This window comes from Corynebacterium limaceinasi, assembly GCF_046717465.1.
In the GTDB taxonomy this organism is placed as follows: Bacteria; Actinomycetota; Actinomycetes; order Mycobacteriales; family Mycobacteriaceae; genus Corynebacterium.
Genome location: NZ_CP177100.1, coordinates 847,615 through 862,871 on the forward strand (window position 1 = coordinate 847,615; position 15,257 = coordinate 862,871).

Genomic DNA, 15,257 nt, shown 5'->3' on the forward strand with positions numbered 1-15,257 from the left:
GAAAGTTTATGGTTCTTTTACCGTGTCACACTTGCCAGCGGCAAAAGTGCGCTGTTGATACCCAGCTACTGTTTAGCGGGTGGTGAACGGCAGGAGAGCCATTTCGCGTGCGTTCTTGACTGCGGTAGCAACCTGACGCTGCTGCTGCGGGGTCAAGCCGGTGACGCGACGGGAACGGATCTTGTGGCGATCCGAGATGAATAGACGCAGAGTCTTGGTGTCCTTGTAGTCCACCTTCTCAATGCCCTCAGCCTTCAAAGGGTTCTTCTTCGGGCGACGGCTCTGCTCCATACGGAACTTCTTTTGGTTATTGCGCTTATTAGCCATTGTGCAATTACCCCTTTACCAGCTGGACTTGCGAACGCCCGGCAGCTCACCACGGTGAGCCATGCCGCGCATACGGACACGGGACAGGCCGAACTTGCGGAGGTAACCGCGCGGACGGCCATCGGCTGCGTCGCGGTTACGAACGCGGGCTGGGGAAGCGTCACGGGGCTGGCGGTTCAGCTCGAACTGAGCCTCCAAACGCTCCTCATCCGGGGTGTTCGGGTTCTTGATGATCTTCTTGAGCTCAGCGCGACGCTCCGCGTAGCGGGCGACGATTTCCTTGCGCTGCTCGTTCTTAGCGATCTTGGACTTCTTAGCCATGAATTATCGCTCCTCGCGGAATTCGACGTGCTTGCGGGCGATCGGATCGAACTTCTTCAGGGAGATGCGATCCGGGTTATTGCGCTTGTTCTTACGGGTCACGTAGGTGTAACCGGTGCCCGCAGTGGACTTCAGCTTGATGATTGGGCGAATATCGTTACGTGCCATACTTAAATCTTCTCCCCACGTGCGCGGATCTTGGCAACAACGGACTCGATGCCGTCGCGGTCAATGATCTTCATACCCTTGGTGGAAACATTCAGAGTAATGGTACGGCCCTCAGAGGGCAGGTAGTAGCGACGACGCTGCACGTTGGGGTTCCAACGGCGCGAAGTGCGGCGGTGCGAGTGCGAGACCTGCTTGCCGAATTCCGGCTTGCGGCCCGTTACCTGGCAAATAGCCGACATGGGTCTTCTTTCTCCTAGCCGCCCACATCGTGGCTATAAACGACTACGTGCCGACTGCCGTGTGAGGGTGGCAGTGCTCAAAAAGTGAGGTGTGAGCAGGTGCGGCATCGTCGTCAAAAACCAGTAGACGGGGCGTAATACGTATATTTTGACAACAGCAAGAGCAAATCTTACAGCCTTACTCACGATATACCTAATCGCTGCCGCGATAGCCTAGCGCATAAAGCCGTCGTCTTTGCGTCGATAATCAAGCAGCACTGCCTAACGCATTGGGGAAGTTCGAAAGCTTACTATAACGAGTGGGGCGTAGATGTGCGCCTGTGGCGACTGTGGTTGCCGCAGGTGAGCAATTTCGTATATATGACGGTGGAATGTAGGATAATTCAGGTTATCGGTCGGCGCGCTTAGTGCCGCCGGGCGAGCTGTAACTGTACATCCCAACTCGGGCACGATCCGTACCGTCATTATTCAGTGTGCGGAACCGACCCGTAGTCCAACCCTGAGGGAATATCTATGAAGAAAGACATCCACCCGGATTATCACCCAGTGGTCTTCCGCGATGCTGGTACCGGTCACTCCTTTTTGACCAAGTCCACCGCTACCTCTTCTCGCACCGTTGAGTGGGAAGACGGCAACGAGTACCCGCTCATCGTCGTTGACGTTACTGCTGAGTCCCACCCGTTCTGGACTGGTGCACAGCGCGTTATGGATACCGCTGGCCGTGTCGAGCGCTTCAACCAGCGCTTCGGTGCCATGGCTCGCCGCAAGAAGAAGAACGCGTAAGGAGAAGAAGAGAAAATGGCAACTCCTAAGTTTAAGAAGTCCCGTGCGAACACCCACGCACGTCGTTCCCAGTGGAAGGCTGACAACGTCGCCCTCCAGGAAGTCACCATCGATGGTCAGACCGTGCGCATCCCGCGCCGTCTGGTCAAGGCCGCTAAGCTCGGCCTGGTTGACGTAGAGCAGTTCTAAGCCTGCTTTCAATCCCACCCCCTCCCGGTTGCTTATTAGCGACTGCGAGGGGGTTGTGATGTTTTAGGCCCGGGAAAGGGATATTAAAAAGCGCCTTCCGGCCTGGGCGGCGCCAAGCGATGGGGGAGACTTGGGCTGTGCCAGTGCTGTCTACTCTTCGGGTCTTAAAGACCAAGGAAATCCACTTCAAGTTAAGGCCAGGCTAATCCTAAAATTAATATAAAAGCGCACTAACCCGATGGTGGATCAGTTTTTCTCTGCGATTGTGCTCGTGGCGGTTCGCGCCCCAGCATGAAAGGTGCGTAGTGCGGCGATTGTGAAGGCGTGTACGAGCGTGAAGGGGGTGATGTGTGCGGCGAGTTTGGGCAGCTTATTGTCTACAGTAACTTCACAGGAACTTCTAGTACGTTGGCAGAGTAGTTTAAGTTGTGACTAAGCGAAGCGAGGCATAGTGTTCCTATGAACATGAGGAATGATGACAACCGCGGCAATAATGGTCAGTCGCACGGTGTCCCGCAGGAACCCTACGGCATGAACAATGGGCAGGCGCCGTATAACCAGCCGCGCGGTGGGCAGCAGAATTCTGGATCCGCATATTCCAACGGAACCTATTCCCAGGGCTGGAACCAGCCGCGCATCAACGAGCAGGATGCACAAGCTTCCGCATACGGGCAGCACACCCCGCCCAGCAATCGCCTCTTTGGTGGCGCTCAGCCGAGTGCTACCCGGGGGCAGGATGAAACATCCAGCTTCTCTAGTCAGCAGGGCGATGATTCCCAGCAAGGGCCTGTGAACAACCAACCCGGCCAGCCGCCCGTGCCTGGGGTAACGCCTTTGCCGCCGCAGCCTAAGGAGAAAAAGAAGATCGGACTTGGCGCCGCGACCGCAATCGCAGCGGTAGCGGCAATTGCAGCAGGCTCCATTACCGGTGTGGTCGTGGGTAAGAACCAGTCCAGCAGCGGTACGTCCGTGGTTAACGAGGCTCTTCACAGCCAACCGGCCGCCAATAGCATGGGTAAGGAACCAGAGGAAGGTTCGGTGGAAGCGGTTTCCTCCAAGGTTTTGCCGGCCGTGGTATCCATTCAGACCGCTACTCGGACCTCGGCTGCGGAAGGCTCTGGCTCGATCATTTCTCCCGATGGTTACGTGTTGACCAACCACCACGTCATCGCCGGTGCGGAACAGGGTGGCATCATGCAGGTGACCTTGAACGATGGTAGCAAGCACGAAGCCGATCTCGTGGCTTCCGATGCCAATACGGATGTCGCCGTCATCAAGATCAAGGACGTGCAAGACCTGCCGCACCTCCAATTCGGCGACTCGGATGCGGTAGCGGTTGGCCAAGAGGTAGTCGCCGTCGGTTCGCCGCTTGGACTCAATGCCACGGTGACTTCTGGCATCGTATCCGCAAAGAACCGTCCGGTGCGTGCGTCCCAGGAGGGTGGCGAGTCTTCGCTTATCGATGCCATCCAGACTGACGCCGCCGTTAACCCCGGCAATTCCGGCGGTCCTTTGGTGGATATGGACGGCAATATCGTTGGTATGAACTCGATGATTGCCTCGTTGTCTGATAAAGCCACGGGCGAGGGCGGCTCTATCGGCCTCGGGTTTGCCATCCCTTCCAACTTTGCTAAGCGGATGGCGGATGAGCTCATCAATAAAGGACAGGTAACTCACCCCACCTTGGGGGTTAAGGTCTTGGCGCGCGATGACGGAAATGGCGCGCGCATTGCCAAGGTCGAGCCGGGGAGCCCGGCGGAACAAGCAGGTTTGAAGCAGGGAGATATCGTCACCCGCGTCAATGACCGGCTGATTGAAAACGCCGATGCGCTTATCGCTGCCGCGCGTTCCCAAGACTTCGGTGCGACCGTCACCTTGGAAGTATCCGATGGAAATTCGGATGATACTCGTCAGGTAGAGGTAACCCTGACGGGCGAGTAGATTAAAACGCAGCCCGCGCCGTGTCCGCATTGCGCCCCGACGTTTCTTTGAAGGAGAAAAATGGCAGACTCCCAGCAAGACTTGACCGACTCCACTAGGTTGGAGAATTCGGCTTCCACAGACGCTTTGCGGGATGTGGCGGAGCCGGATGACGCCTACCTCTTGGCCAGCGAGAAGGAGGACCGGGTGGCGGCGCCGCGCCGCGCGCTCGTCGTGATCGTCACGGATCACCCCGGCGAAAATTCAGATAGCACCGCCAAACTGGTTACTGAGCTTTTGGCAGAGGCGAATTTCCGCATCGATGGTTCGGTGGTCGTGCGTTCGAAGAAATCCAAGATCCGGCAAGCCATCGAAACTGGCGTCGTCGGCGGTGTGGATCTCGTGCTCACCGTCGGAGGAACCGGAGTAGGCCCGCGCGATAAGACCCCGGAAGCTACTACTGGGGTCATCGACAAGATGGTGCCGGGCGTGGCCCAGGCCTTGCGCTCTTCTGGTCAGGCTTGCGGCGCGGTCGATGCGTGTGCATCCCGCGGCATTTCGGGCGTTTCTGGTTCCACCGTCGTGGTCAACCTCGCACCATCGCGCGCTGCCGTGCGCGACGGCATGGCCACGTTGACCCCGCTGGTCCACCACCTTGTGGATCAATTGCAAGAATCCAGCGTGCAATAACGCGAAGGAAAGGGGGGGAGATACTGCCATGACCTCTCAACCACGCCGCCAGCGCAGGCGTGTATTCAGGCAGTCAGATGCGCCGGAATATGACCGCAGCGCGGATCGCCCGGTAGAGCAGGAATTAGCTAGTGGAGAAGGTGCCGATGCACAGCGCATCGTCACTCTCGATGATGCCGCGGCAGAAGGCGACGGAGCTCAAGCAGCCGAGCGCGGCGAAGAGTTTTACCGCGAGAACCAGCCGCCGCACCACGGCGGGTAGCCCGCGCATCCTATTCGCGAGCTTGGAAATGCTAATGCAGTCTTAACAAAAGCCCGTGTCCTCCCTCATTGCGAAGGTGGGCACGGGCTCAGCTGTGTCTTTAGCAAGGATTAGTCGTCGTGGCGGCTGTGCTTGCCCTCAGAAGCAGTGGAGTTATCGGTGTTCTCGGCTGCAGTAGCATCCCTAAGCGCCTTATCTGCGGTGGTGACAGCATCAGCGTTCTGCGCCTGCAGAAGATCGCGGATTTCTGCCAAGAGTTCTTCCGAGGTTGGTGCCGGGGCCTCTGGGTCCACACCCTGGCGGCGCTTAGCAGCTTCAGTGAGCTTGTTCAGCGGCATGACAATGAGGAAGTAGACCACTGCGGCGATGATCAGGAAGTTAATCGCGGCGGTAATGACGGCGCCAAAGTCTACGAGGGTGGACTTATTATCGGTGATTTGGAAGCCCAAGCCATCGACCTCGGCGGAGCCGAGGGAGTTAATGATCGGCTGGATGATGGAATCCGTCACGGAAGTGACGATCGCCGTGAATGCGGAACCGATGATGACTGCGGTGGCAAGTTCGACCACGTTGCCGCGCATAATGAAGTCTTTAAAGCCCTTAAGCATGGGAGAAGACGAACCTTTCTGGGGGTAGGTAAGGATGGGTGTGAACCATGAGCAAGCAGGGAGTTTAGTTCAAGCTAAAAGTATTGACAACTCGGAGGGGCGGAGGCGGCACTAATGTTGCCTTGTTAACTAATGCACACCGGTTGCGATATAGGTATTCAGTGTTAGTGTGAAAGTAGAATGTAAAAATATTGTTTGTAAAAATAACAGTATTCTAATGCGTGGGCAGAAGGGATCCCAGCATGAATATCGCACTCGCTCTATTTGCCTTGGCAGTTACCATTGGTGCAGGCTACTTCCTTGTTAAAGGTCATAAGCCAGTCATTATTTTATTGCTTGCCGGGTTTATTCTCATTGCAGTTTCCACTGCGGCCAAAGCTGGCGACGGAGTTTTAGATGAGGAAGACTCCACCGGCTCCCGGTGGTTGGACATCATCGGCATATTCGAACAAGTTGCTGGTAGCCAATTAACAGGCGTCGGCCTCATTATTATGGCGGCCGGTGGCTTCTCAGCATATATGAATAAGATCGGCGCCTCGCAGGCACTGGTTGAGGTGCTAGCCGCTCCAATCGCAAAGTTCAAGCACCCCTACATCACGCTAATTCTCACGTATTTCCTCGGCGTGGTGCTTTTTATGTTTATCCCCAGCGCTGCCGGGCTCGCTATTTTGCTTCTAGTGCTATTGCTGCCAGTGTTGAAGGCAGTAGGGGTTAGCCCCGCCGCAGCAGGCGCGGTCATCGTGTCAGCCTCCGCGTTGCCAATGGGGCCGGCATCGGGAACTTCGGTGCTGTCGGCGCGAACCATTGATTTATCCCCAGTCGTCTACTTCGTCCAGTATCAGCTGATCGTGGCCATTCCCACTGCCATTGCAATTGCGATAACTCACTACTTCGTGCAGCAGCATTACGATAAGCGGGAGTTGGAAGAGTACAAGGAAACCGACACCATGGGCGATGGTTCTGGTGAGGCTGGCCCGAAGTGGTACGGGGTATTTCTCGCACTGCCCATTATCTTGTTGGTGATCTTTAGCCCCTTGGTTAATGACAGCATCGAGCTAACCACGGTTGGAGCATTCGTAATCGTCTGGCTCATAGCCTTGCTGTGCGAAATCATTCGCCACCGTTCTTTTTCCACCGCGACCGAACAAGCCACATCCTTTTTTACGGGCATGGGAAAGATGTTCGGTGGCATCGTCGCATTGATTATCGCGGCACAAATCTTTGCCACCGGTTTAACGGCCACAGGCGCCATTTCCATGCTGATCGATGGAGGACAGCAACTCGGTGCAGGCGCAATCGTCATCACCCTCCTATTCACCTTGATTGTGGGTTTGGTGACGTTCCTGACCGGTTCCGGTGTCGGCGCATTTTCTTCCTTTGCCAGCTTGGTGCCAGATGTCAGCCGCGGACTCGGCGCTTCGGCAGCGGCAGTGATTACCCCAATGGAATTTGCCAGCGGCTTGTTTCGCGCGGTGTCTCCGGTCTCCGGAGTAATCATTTCCGTTGCTGGTGGCGTGGGAATTTCTACCACCGAGCTTATTCGCCGCACGCTGCTTCCAATGGGAGTTGGCTTCGTCGTGATGATCGTATCCAGCCTGGTCTTGCTCTAAGCACGTTCTGGGATTACAACCTAAACCTCTAAGAAGAAGGAATTTATCATGGGAATCGGCGCACTGAACTCGTCTTTTCAGAAGAAGGGCCATGTCACAGCGGACATGGAAGCCCACTGGGAAGAAGCACAACTTATCCGGAAAATTTTCGCTGTTGAAGCGGCAATGGCGCGGACGCAGGGACACATGGGAATTATCCCGCAGGAGGCTGCCGAGGCGATCTCAGATAATGCAGTCGCCAGTGATGAGCTGATAGAAAAGGCCCAAAGCGGCGGGGTTGGCAATCCTTCGGTTGCTGTCCTCGATGCATTGCGGGACGCGATTCCGGAAGACCAGCGTGGTTGGGTCCATTTCGGGGCGACCACTCAAGATATTTTGGATACCGCGCGGGCCCTGCAGATCAAAGCAGCTACCGACCTGATACTGGAACGCCTGAACGCCGTTATCGCTGCTACCGCCAACCTCGCTCACGAGCACGCCCGAACGTTAATGGTCGCGCGTACCAATGGACAGTATGCACTGCCGACGACACTGGGTACACGCTTTGCGCGGTGGAACGCGGAGCTGCGCCGGAGCCGGGAACGCTTGGAAGCGATGCGAGAGCGCACGGAACAGATTCAATTTACCGGTGCTGTAGGCACGCTGGCGTCCTTTGGAGAACAAGGACCTGAGTTAAGTCGGCGCCTTGCCAAAGAATTGGAACTGGTTTATCAACCGGTTTCCTGGCATGCGAGCTCGGATACGATGACAGAGCTTGCGTCGACCGTGGCTACCTTGGGGCAAAGTTTGGCCAAGATTGCAGAGGATCTCTTTGCTATGCAGCAATCCGATCTGGTCGAGGCCCGCGAGGACATGGATGCGCATACCTCTGGATCGTCTACCATGCCGCAAAAACTCAATCCCTTTGCCACAATGAAAATTTCCGTGGGAGCCAGCATGGCTTGTGGCATGGCGGCAAACATGCTGACGCAAGCACCGGCCACCTTTGAACGCGACCACCGCCAATCCGAGATCCACCGCAACCTGATTCCACAAATCTTTGTTGCCGTCGATGGAGCGTTGGAAAAGCTGGACCAGCTCTTTCCTCGTTTGCGTTTTGATGCCCAGGCATTAGAGGACAACGTAAAAAGCGCGGGTGTTTCGTTGATGACTGAGGGAATCATGATGGAGCTGGCACCGCATATTGGTCACAGCGCCGCACACGATGTTCTTCAGGAATTCGCCCGAGACAATAGAGAGAACGGCACCTGCCTGGAAGAGTTTTGCGCAGCCCACCCGAAGCTCGCGGGCCTTACGGAAAAGCTGGACCTTGAGTCCCTGACAAATCCAGCTAATTACATCGGCCAAGCTGTTGAAATCGCGGAATCGGCGCAGGAATAAATACCACCAGTACGCAAAAGGTTCAGGCGGTCGTTAAGTAGCAGAATCTGCCTCATTAACGGCATGGGGTTGAGCGCGATCGCCGACGATAACCACGGTCAGCGGTTGGTTTAAAGAGGCGGCGGCCACGTCATTGGCGTGTTCATTAGGCAGTGCGAGCAAGACGGTGGCAGAAGAAATCTCGCCCTCTGCGGTAGTGGTGGATACGACCCGGGCGCCGGAGGCAATGACGCGGGCGGTAACGGGTTCTGAATTGGTGGCATCGCTTGCCGTGACGATATCGACGGTATCGCCGTGGTGCAGGTGGGGGATGATGTCTGGATCGGCAAGTTTGACTGGGATCATGCGGCCGGAGCCGCCTCCCTTAGAATCGGCAGATCCCGAGTTCGCGACGAGGCTAGACACCAATTCTTGGCCGAGGAGCCGCTGGCTGGTGACGACCTCGCCCTTGCCCGCGGCGGCGGTGATGATGCGGCCGGCGAGATCGGAGGGGGCATCGGCAAGCGCGCTGCTAGGAATGGAGGAAGAAGGCAGGCGCTCGAGCGAGACATCGGCGGCGGAAAGCTCCGCGCCGGCGGGTAAATCGCGGCTAAAGACCAGTACCTGCGGCAGTTCCTTCGCGCGAGAGACTGCGGAGGCCAGCGCGGCGATTAGCAGTGCCAACGCGATGGCGCGGCGCACGAGCACGCCGCGGCGGTGGCCAGGGGTGCGCAGGGTGCGGAAGAACTGTGAGATTCGCGGGGACGGGGAATAAGCCATGCACAATTAGACTGCGCTACCGCCTGTGTGGTTCCCCATTTAAGAAGGAAAGCGGTGGATTCCTGCGGCGGTAACCACGGCCTCAACGCGGCGATCGTGGGCCGCGGCTGGAATGGAGTCGAGGAATTCAGTGGGATAGACCATGGCGAGTACCGCGGGGTGGTTGCGCGGCACCAGGGAAAGCGCGCGGTCGTAGTATCCGCCGCCCTTACCCAAGCGGTTTCCGGCGGCATCGATGGCCATGGCGGGAGCCAAAATCAGATCGCAACCGCACAGCACGCGGCTATCAAAGCGCGGGCCGGCGGGTTCGGAAATGCCCAGCTGGCCAGGCTGCATGCTGTGCGCGCCCTTGTATTCTGCCCAGTTTAAAACGCCGTTGTCGCAGGTGATAGGCAATAATACGCGGTCGACGCGGCGGGAAAGCCAGGGGATGAAGTCCGCCCCGCCAGGCTCCGTGCCCAACGGCCAATAGGCGGCAACGCTCGAAATGCCGGCAAGCTCAGGTTCTAGCTGCTCGCGCAGGGCAGCGGACCATTCCGTGCGCTTCTCGGCGGTGAGGCCGCGGCGCGCGCGAAGCAGGCGGGTGCGCAGTTGCTCTTTGATATCGCTGGAAGAAGGCATAAATAAATAATAGCGTCCGTGGCGTAGCGCTACACAGGAAAATAGTGCGCCGTTGTACCCTAAGATTCATGGCTAATGAACGCGAAGATTCCGCCACCGGAATCACCACGGTTGTAGTTCCAGCGGCTGGCATGGGCACCCGCTTTCTGCCCGCCACGAAAACCGTCCCCAAAGAATTGCTGCCCGTTGTGGATACTCCCGGCATCGAATTGATTGCTGAGGAGGCAGCCTCTGTGGGCGCGCGCAGGCTTGCGGTCATTACCGCACCCGAAAAACAAGAAGTAATGCGCCATTTTGCGGAATTTCCGGATCTGGTAGAAACCCTAGATTCCCGCGGCAAGGATGAGCAGGTAGCTAAGGTCAACCGCGCCCACCAGCTCATTGAGCCCATCGCGGTGGAGCAAGAAAAGCCCTTGGGCTTGGGCCACGCCGTGGGGCTGGCGGAAGAAGTCTTGGCAGATGACGAGGACTCCTTTGCCGTCATGCTGCCGGATGACATCGTGTTGCCGGCCACCGTCATGGCGGATATGGCGCGCGTTCGCGCCGAGCTCGGCGGTAGCGTGCTGTGTGCCTTTGCGGTGCCGCAGGAGCAGACGTTTAACTACGGCGTATTCGACGTAGAAGATACTGACGTGCCGGGCGTGAAAAAGGTTATCGGCATGGTAGAAAAGCCGGACCCGGAGGACGCGCCGTCCAACCTGGTGGCTACCGGGCGCTACCTGTTGGACCGGAAGATCTTTGATGCGCTGCGCCGGATCGAACCGGGCAAGGGTGGCGAATTGCAGCTGACCGATGCCATCGAGCTGCTCATTGAGGAAGGCGAGCCCGTCCACGTGGTGGTCCACGAGGGCAAGCGCCACGATTTGGGTAACCCCGGTGGCTATATCCCGGCCAACGTGGACTTTGGTCTGCGCGATGAAAAATACGGCCCAGCGCTGTATAAAGCTATTAAACAAATTATGTCCGATTTCGAGGCGGAGCAAGGCCTGAACTAACTATCTTGCCGTGCGCACGTGCGTTGAGGGCAGCAAGGTAAAAGGGCAAGAAGAAAGGGCGGGCAGAGACCGTATGCGTTCAGTTGATGACCAGTTGGCGCTGGTTACTGATGCGGCGACGACCCCGGAGCCGGTGCGGATGAGCATTTCTAATGCGCTGGGGTTAATGTGCGCCGAGCAGGTGCAGGCCTATCAGCCTCTACCGGGCTTTCCCCAGGCAGCCATCGATGGGTACGCAGTTCGCGCGGTTGATATCGGCGGCGAGCGAGGGCTGAAGGTGCGCCGCCCGAAGAATCAGGACCAGGAAAGCAGCGAAGGGGAGGGGTCTGCCGAGCAGGCCGAGGACGCCGCCGCGCAGCCCGCCCAACCCGAGGTCGAGCGTTCCTTGCCCGTCGTCGGTGAGGTTCCGGCCGGTTCGAAGCAGCCGCTGCGCCTGCAGCCCAAGCAGGCCGTGCGGGTCTATACGGGCGCGCCCTTGCCCACGCTTGCCGATGCCGTCCTGCCCCTCGAGTGGACCGACCGCGGCCGCAAGCGCATCACGGCGCACCGGACGGTGCGCTCGGGCGATTTCGTCCGCCGCGTGGGCGACGATATCCAGCCCGGCGATGTCGCCGTATCCTCTGGCACCGTCCTTGGCCCGGCGCAGATTGGCCTGCTGGCCGCCGTGGGGCGCTCCAAGGTGCTGGTTTATCCGCAGCCCCGCGTGACCATCGTGTCCTTCGGTCGCGAGCTCGTCGATGTGGACAAGGAACCGGGCCTGGGCCAAGTCTTTGACGTGAACTCCTACTCCTTGGCCGCCGCCGCAAAAGAAGCGGGGGCGGACGTGGTCCGCGTGGGCATTGCCGAAGGCGAACCCCGCCGCATCCGGGAAGTGCTAGAAACCCACATCACGCGCAGCGAGGCGCTCGTCATCACCGGTGCCGTTGGTGGTGTCGGTGCCGAACAGATCCGGGAGATCCTGGCAGAAATCGGCGATATCGATACTTCCCGCGTGGCCATGCACCCAGGATCCGTGCAAGGCTTTGGGCTGGTAGGAGATGAGCGCATCCCTACGTTCCTCCTTCCCTCGAACCCGGTATCGTCGCTGGTTATTTTCGAAATTTACATTCGCCCCTTGATTCGCCTGGCCCTGGGCAAGCGCAATGCCCACCGCCGGGTGGTCCGGGCCCGCGCACTGAACCACATTGATTCCCGCCCAGGGCGCCGTGGTTTCATCCGTGCCCGCTTGATGCGCGATGCCGAAACCGCCGATTACCTGGTCGAGGGTCTTGGAGGTGCGACCGGCGCGCCAGCCCACCTTCTGGCAGGACTCTCTGAGGCCAATGCAATGATTCGAGTGCCAGAGGAAGTCACCGAGATCCGCCCGGGCGATGTTGTTGACGTCTTATTCCTCACCCAGCGCAGCTAATGCTTGACCCCTTCGGTACCGCCGCAGCCAAGCTGCGCCATCCAGTCACCGGGCCGACCGATGATCTGCACCCCGGTTGGCCGGAGGCGACGCCGACGGTGCAGCTTCCTCCCTCGGGGGCGCTGCCGTCTGGTGGGCGGTTGCGGCTGCGCCCCTTGCTGCGCTCGGATGGTCCCGAGTGGCGGCGCCAGCGCATTGAGGACGAAGCTTTGCTCCGGCCGGTGGAGCCGACCCAAGCGACCACTTGGGCAGAGGCCCACAGCTCGCAGGCCTGGTGGAATTACCTCATTTTTCTGCGCAACTCCGCGCGCGATGCGCAGGTGATCCCCCTGGCTATCGAGCTCGAGGGAAAGTTTGCCGGCCAGGTAACGCTCGGCAATATTCAACACGGCAGTATTCGAGATTGTTGGATCGGCTATTGGGTTTATTCCGCTGTGCAGGGCGCTGGCGTTGCCACCGCGGCCACCGCCCTGGGCGTGGATCACGCCTTTGGGCGGGTAGGCCTGCACCGAGTGACCGCCACTTACCTGGAACAAAACCCCGCCTCCGGGCGCGTGCTAGGTGCCAACGGCTTTCGCTCCGAGGGGTATTTGCGCCGCAACCTGCATATAGATGGCGCCTGGCGGGATCACCATTTCGTGGCCTTAGTCAAGGAAGACTTCTCATCCACGGCGGTTGAGCGGCTGCACCAAGCTAGGCGTTTGGTGTGAAAATCATCCCTAAATCCAAGTAATGCTTTCTCAATTTTCACATAAGTAACAACATTGTAATTTACAGCTTCTGTGGCCCCTAAAGTGCGGTTTTGGTGATTAGAGTGGAGTAATCATCTGCACCCCAAGGGAAGGTCCTTAAGTCGTGTCCACAGCTGTGCCAGTTATTGCAATCATCGTGGTGTGGCTCTTCGTGCTCGCGCCGTGGCTATTGGGCAGGAGCAATCGCCCGATGAGCCATACCGGCGAGGCCTTTGAGGATACCCGCGTGCTCTTTTCCGGCGATTCCGGCAATGTCGCCGGCCGCCGCCGCCCGCGCTTGCGGGCCGATGATGTCCACCGCAGCGGCTCGGATGAAGACCACGACTACGAGGTTGTATCCGCTGCCGCTGAGGACCCGGACAGCGAGGCAGACGTCGATGACGTGCTGATCGATGACGAAGCAGAGGACCGCGCTTCCCGAGCGCAGTCGCGGACCATTGCTGGCGCGGCCCGCCGCGCCCGAGCGCAACCCTTTGGCGTAGGTGGCCGTGCATACCGCTCCGCCGACGAGGACGAGGCTGACGCGCGCGACGAGCAGGTCACCCAGGCAGAGGGGCAGGCAGAGACCATCGAGGGTGAAGTCATTGAGGAATCCGCGGCTCCGGCCGCTGCCGCTGAATCAAATGGTTCCACCGCTGACGCCGATGGCGCGCGCACGGCCACCGCTTCCGATGATGCGGATGCGGACGCAGACGATGCCGATGATGTCTTGCTCGAAGATGATGAGCGCGTTGGCGAAGAAGGTGGTGCAAAGCGCAAGCGCCGCCGCAGGAATGTGGCTGCCGATTCCACCGAGTCCTTCACCGCGCCGGCGACCGAAGACATTGCCGAGGACGCGTACGACTACGACGAGACCTATACTTCCCCGGTAGACCTGATGTACCCAGGTGCGGTCGATCCCGCCCCAGTTATCGATGCCGAAGAAACGGACACCGCAGAGACCGATTCGGAAGAGGCAGACAACGACGGTGCAGCCGAGGAATCGGCCGGAGCCGATGAGTACGGTGCCCAGGGCTCCGAGGACGCGGCGCTGAATACAGACCTTTCTGAGGACGAGGTAGCTTTTGCTCAGCGCCGCCTTGGCCGCGGTGGATGGGACCCAGTGGCGGATAAGGAGAAGTCCGCTACGCGCTACCAGCGCCGCCAGCGCACGCTCATTGGCCTAGCCATCGCCGTGGTCCTCACCGTGGCCTTGGGGATTGTGGCCGGTGGATGGACCTGGTGGCTGGCAGGCATCGTCGGTGTCCTGACCGGCACCTATTTGGTGGCGCTGCGCGCGCAAGTCCGCCAAGAACAAGCACTGTTGCGCCGCCGGGTAAAGCACCTGCGCCGGGCGCGGTTGGGCGTTCACAATACCGATGATGAGGCGCTAAAGATCCCCCGCAACCTGCGCCGGCCGGGTGCGGTCGTCGTCGAAATCGACGATGAAAGCCCCGACTTTGAGCACCTTCCCTTAAGCTACAGCGATGATGAAGACGGTGACTTTGATGGCCCGCACGCCGGGCCCGATGGGGTAGGGCGCCGCGATGACCTGGCCGCTCGCCGCGCGGGTTAATTAGACAGCTTCTCCCTCGCTTCCGGGGAGTTTTTCGGTTTCTTCCGGCCATACGCCGGAGGTAGCCCGGCGGTGGGAGCCCAAGAGGTGGGTATCGACCATGCCGATGGCCTCCATGAGGGCAAAGCAGGTCACCGGCCCTACGAACTTAAAACCGGCCTTCTTCAATTCACGCGACATGGCCTGCGACTCGGGGCTCTTCTTCGGGATATCCTCCATAACCTCGGGGTAGGTATTTTCTGCAGGCTGAAAGCTCCAAATGAAATCCGCTAGGCCGCCGTTTTCGCGCAGTTTAATGGTGGCCTTCGCGTTATTGATGGTGGCGCGGATCTTGGTCTCGTTGCGGATAATGGAGGCATCGGCAAGCAAGTGCTCCACCTCGGCCTCGCCGAATTCCGCAACCTTGTCCGGATCAAAGTGGCAAAAGGCCTCGCGGAAGGCGGGGCGCTTTTTTAATACCACGGCCCAGGACAGCCCAGACTGGAAGGACTCCAAGCTCAAGCGCTCAAATAGCCCGTCCTCGTCCCTAATGGGAAGGCCCCATTCGGTGTCGTAATAATCCGTTAGCAGCGACGACGTCACGGCCCACGGCGTGCGGGCTACCCCGTGCGCGTCATAGGCCAGCGGGGTGCGTTCTTCGGTAGTGGTTTCAGTGTCCATGGGAGGTTCT

19 protein-coding genes are annotated in these 15,257 nt (G+C 58.9%); 11 read left to right on the forward strand and 8 right to left on the reverse strand.

Going from position 1 to position 15,257, the window contains the following annotated elements:
* Positions 1 to 72 precede the first annotated feature (72 nt).
* The 4 genes from rpsR to rpmB are packed head-to-tail and all read right to left on the reverse strand — an operon-like array spanning position 73 to position 1,055.
* Positions 73 to 327 (reverse strand): 30S ribosomal protein S18, encoded by a 255-nt coding sequence (gene rpsR / locus ACLI1Q_RS04255; protein ID WP_005279904.1) that lies wholly within the window; start codon positions 325 to 327, stop codon positions 73 to 75.
* Positions 328 to 342: 15 nt separating this feature from the next.
* On the reverse strand, positions 343 to 648 hold the full coding sequence (gene rpsN, locus ACLI1Q_RS04260) for a 30S ribosomal protein S14 (protein ID WP_005279906.1): 306 nt from the start codon (positions 646 to 648) through the stop codon (positions 343 to 345).
* Between the two features lie 3 nt (positions 649 to 651).
* A complete protein-coding gene (gene rpmG, locus ACLI1Q_RS04265) occupies positions 652 to 816 on the reverse strand; it encodes a 50S ribosomal protein L33 (RefSeq protein WP_023025964.1) in 165 nt (54 codons plus the stop codon).
* 2 nt (positions 817 to 818) lie between these two features.
* Positions 819 to 1,055, reverse strand: coding sequence for a 50S ribosomal protein L28 (gene rpmB, locus ACLI1Q_RS04270; protein ID WP_005279911.1), 237 nt, complete (start codon positions 1,053 to 1,055; stop codon positions 819 to 821).
* A gap of 513 nt (positions 1,056 to 1,568) precedes the next feature.
* On the opposite strand from rpmB, the gene ACLI1Q_RS04275 reads away from it, so the two are divergent.
* The 5 genes from ACLI1Q_RS04275 to ACLI1Q_RS04295 all read left to right on the forward strand — a co-directional run bounded on the left by ACLI1Q_RS04275 (position 1,569) and on the right by ACLI1Q_RS04295 (position 4,899).
* The gene (locus ACLI1Q_RS04275; protein WP_005279912.1) at positions 1,569 to 1,838 is read left to right on the forward strand and encodes a type B 50S ribosomal protein L31; all 270 of its coding nucleotides are present in this window, start codon (positions 1,569 to 1,571) and stop codon (positions 1,836 to 1,838) included.
* Between the two features lie 15 nt (positions 1,839 to 1,853).
* Complete coding sequence (gene rpmF, locus ACLI1Q_RS04280; RefSeq protein ID WP_005279913.1) at positions 1,854 to 2,027, forward strand: 50S ribosomal protein L32; 174 nt, start codon at positions 1,854 to 1,856, stop codon at positions 2,025 to 2,027.
* A 459-nt stretch (positions 2,028 to 2,486) separates the two neighbouring features.
* Complete coding sequence (locus ACLI1Q_RS04285; RefSeq protein WP_411697102.1) at positions 2,487 to 3,968, forward strand: S1C family serine protease; 1,482 nt, start codon at positions 2,487 to 2,489, stop codon at positions 3,966 to 3,968.
* Positions 3,969 to 4,028: 60 nt separating this feature from the next.
* Positions 4,029 to 4,637, forward strand: coding sequence for a molybdenum cofactor biosynthesis protein B (locus ACLI1Q_RS04290; RefSeq protein ID WP_239269191.1), 609 nt, complete (start codon positions 4,029 to 4,031; stop codon positions 4,635 to 4,637).
* Between the two features lie 28 nt (positions 4,638 to 4,665).
* Positions 4,666 to 4,899 carry a hypothetical protein gene (locus tag ACLI1Q_RS04295; RefSeq protein ID WP_239269190.1) on the forward strand — a complete coding sequence of 78 codons (234 nt, stop codon included), beginning with the start codon at positions 4,666 to 4,668 and terminating at the stop codon, positions 4,897 to 4,899.
* A 110-nt stretch (positions 4,900 to 5,009) separates the two neighbouring features.
* Here ACLI1Q_RS04295 and mscL read toward each other — a convergent pair whose 3' ends face one another.
* Positions 5,010 to 5,507 carry a large-conductance mechanosensitive channel protein MscL gene (gene mscL, locus ACLI1Q_RS04300; protein WP_239269189.1) on the reverse strand — a complete coding sequence of 166 codons (498 nt, stop codon included), beginning with the start codon at positions 5,505 to 5,507 and terminating at the stop codon, positions 5,010 to 5,012.
* A 242-nt stretch (positions 5,508 to 5,749) separates the two neighbouring features.
* On the opposite strand from mscL, the gene dcuC reads away from it, so the two are divergent.
* Together dcuC and ACLI1Q_RS04310 are read left to right on the forward strand one after the other, a co-directional pair.
* Positions 5,750 to 7,117, forward strand: a complete 1,368-nt coding sequence (gene dcuC / locus ACLI1Q_RS04305; RefSeq protein ID WP_411697103.1) for a C4-dicarboxylate transporter DcuC — start codon at positions 5,750 to 5,752, stop codon at positions 7,115 to 7,117.
* 48 nt (positions 7,118 to 7,165) lie between these two features.
* On the forward strand, positions 7,166 to 8,497 hold the full coding sequence (locus ACLI1Q_RS04310; RefSeq protein ID WP_239269187.1) for a lyase family protein: 1,332 nt from the start codon (positions 7,166 to 7,168) through the stop codon (positions 8,495 to 8,497).
* Positions 8,498 to 8,530: 33 nt separating this feature from the next.
* Here the strand turns inward: ACLI1Q_RS04310 and ACLI1Q_RS04315 are convergent, their stop codons facing one another.
* Together ACLI1Q_RS04315 and ACLI1Q_RS04320 are read right to left on the reverse strand one after the other, a co-directional pair.
* Complete coding sequence (locus ACLI1Q_RS04315; protein ID WP_239269186.1) at positions 8,531 to 9,256, reverse strand: SAF domain-containing protein; 726 nt, start codon at positions 9,254 to 9,256, stop codon at positions 8,531 to 8,533.
* A 39-nt stretch (positions 9,257 to 9,295) separates the two neighbouring features.
* Positions 9,296 to 9,877, reverse strand: coding sequence for a 5-formyltetrahydrofolate cyclo-ligase (locus ACLI1Q_RS04320; protein WP_239275449.1), 582 nt, complete (start codon positions 9,875 to 9,877; stop codon positions 9,296 to 9,298).
* A 68-nt stretch (positions 9,878 to 9,945) separates the two neighbouring features.
* On the opposite strand from ACLI1Q_RS04320, the gene ACLI1Q_RS04325 reads away from it, so the two are divergent.
* From ACLI1Q_RS04325 to glpR, 4 genes are all read left to right on the forward strand, one after another.
* Positions 9,946 to 10,872 carry a UTP--glucose-1-phosphate uridylyltransferase gene (locus tag ACLI1Q_RS04325; RefSeq protein ID WP_239269184.1) on the forward strand — a complete coding sequence of 309 codons (927 nt, stop codon included), beginning with the start codon at positions 9,946 to 9,948 and terminating at the stop codon, positions 10,870 to 10,872.
* Between the two features lie 73 nt (positions 10,873 to 10,945).
* Entirely contained in the window at positions 10,946 to 12,280 is a 1,335-nt protein-coding gene (glp, locus tag ACLI1Q_RS04330) for a gephyrin-like molybdotransferase Glp (RefSeq protein WP_411697104.1), read from the forward strand.
* Positions 12,280 to 12,990, forward strand: a complete 711-nt coding sequence (locus ACLI1Q_RS04335; protein WP_239269182.1) for a GNAT family N-acetyltransferase — start codon at positions 12,280 to 12,282, stop codon at positions 12,988 to 12,990. Before glp ends, ACLI1Q_RS04335 begins: the two co-directional genes overlap by 1 nt.
* 157 nt (positions 12,991 to 13,147) lie before the next feature.
* Positions 13,148 to 14,587 carry a gephyrin-like molybdotransferase receptor GlpR gene (gene glpR, locus ACLI1Q_RS04340; RefSeq protein ID WP_370657790.1) on the forward strand — a complete coding sequence of 480 codons (1,440 nt, stop codon included), beginning with the start codon at positions 13,148 to 13,150 and terminating at the stop codon, positions 14,585 to 14,587.
* Here the strand turns inward: glpR and ACLI1Q_RS04345 are convergent, their stop codons facing one another.
* Entirely contained in the window at positions 14,588 to 15,247 is a 660-nt protein-coding gene (locus tag ACLI1Q_RS04345; RefSeq protein ID WP_239269180.1) for a DNA-3-methyladenine glycosylase I, read from the reverse strand.
* Positions 15,248 to 15,257: the final 10 nt, after the last annotated feature.

Coding starts and splice junctions, on each gene's coding strand:
- mscL (WP_239269189.1), bottom strand. CDS start 5,507: ATGCTTAAGGGCTTTAAAGACTTCATTATGCGCGGCAACGTGGTCGAA.
- dcuC (WP_411697103.1), top strand. CDS start 5,750: ATGAATATCGCACTCGCTCTATTTGCCTTGGCAGTTACCATTGGTGCA.
- ACLI1Q_RS04335 (WP_239269182.1), top strand. CDS start 12,280: ATGCTTGACCCCTTCGGTACCGCCGCAGCCAAGCTGCGCCATCCAGTC.
- glp (WP_411697104.1), top strand. CDS start 10,946: ATGCGTTCAGTTGATGACCAGTTGGCGCTGGTTACTGATGCGGCGACG.
- rpmG (WP_023025964.1), bottom strand. CDS start 816: ATGGCACGTAACGATATTCGCCCAATCATCAAGCTGAAGTCCACTGCG.
- ACLI1Q_RS04275 (WP_005279912.1), top strand. CDS start 1,569: ATGAAGAAAGACATCCACCCGGATTATCACCCAGTGGTCTTCCGCGAT.
- ACLI1Q_RS04290 (WP_239269191.1), top strand. CDS start 4,029: ATGGCAGACTCCCAGCAAGACTTGACCGACTCCACTAGGTTGGAGAAT.
- ACLI1Q_RS04325 (WP_239269184.1), top strand. CDS start 9,946: ATGGCTAATGAACGCGAAGATTCCGCCACCGGAATCACCACGGTTGTA.
- ACLI1Q_RS04295 (WP_239269190.1), top strand. CDS start 4,666: ATGACCTCTCAACCACGCCGCCAGCGCAGGCGTGTATTCAGGCAGTCA.
- ACLI1Q_RS04285 (WP_411697102.1), top strand. CDS start 2,487: ATGAACATGAGGAATGATGACAACCGCGGCAATAATGGTCAGTCGCAC.
- rpmF (WP_005279913.1), top strand. CDS start 1,854: ATGGCAACTCCTAAGTTTAAGAAGTCCCGTGCGAACACCCACGCACGT.
- ACLI1Q_RS04345 (WP_239269180.1), bottom strand. CDS start 15,247: ATGGACACTGAAACCACTACCGAAGAACGCACCCCGCTGGCCTATGAC.
- rpsR (WP_005279904.1), bottom strand. CDS start 327: ATGGCTAATAAGCGCAATAACCAAAAGAAGTTCCGTATGGAGCAGAGC.
- rpmB (WP_005279911.1), bottom strand. CDS start 1,055: ATGTCGGCTATTTGCCAGGTAACGGGCCGCAAGCCGGAATTCGGCAAG.
- ACLI1Q_RS04315 (WP_239269186.1), bottom strand. CDS start 9,256: ATGGCTTATTCCCCGTCCCCGCGAATCTCACAGTTCTTCCGCACCCTG.
- rpsN (WP_005279906.1), bottom strand. CDS start 648: ATGGCTAAGAAGTCCAAGATCGCTAAGAACGAGCAGCGCAAGGAAATC.
- ACLI1Q_RS04310 (WP_239269187.1), top strand. CDS start 7,166: ATGGGAATCGGCGCACTGAACTCGTCTTTTCAGAAGAAGGGCCATGTC.
- ACLI1Q_RS04320 (WP_239275449.1), bottom strand. CDS start 9,877: ATGCCTTCTTCCAGCGATATCAAAGAGCAACTGCGCACCCGCCTGCTT.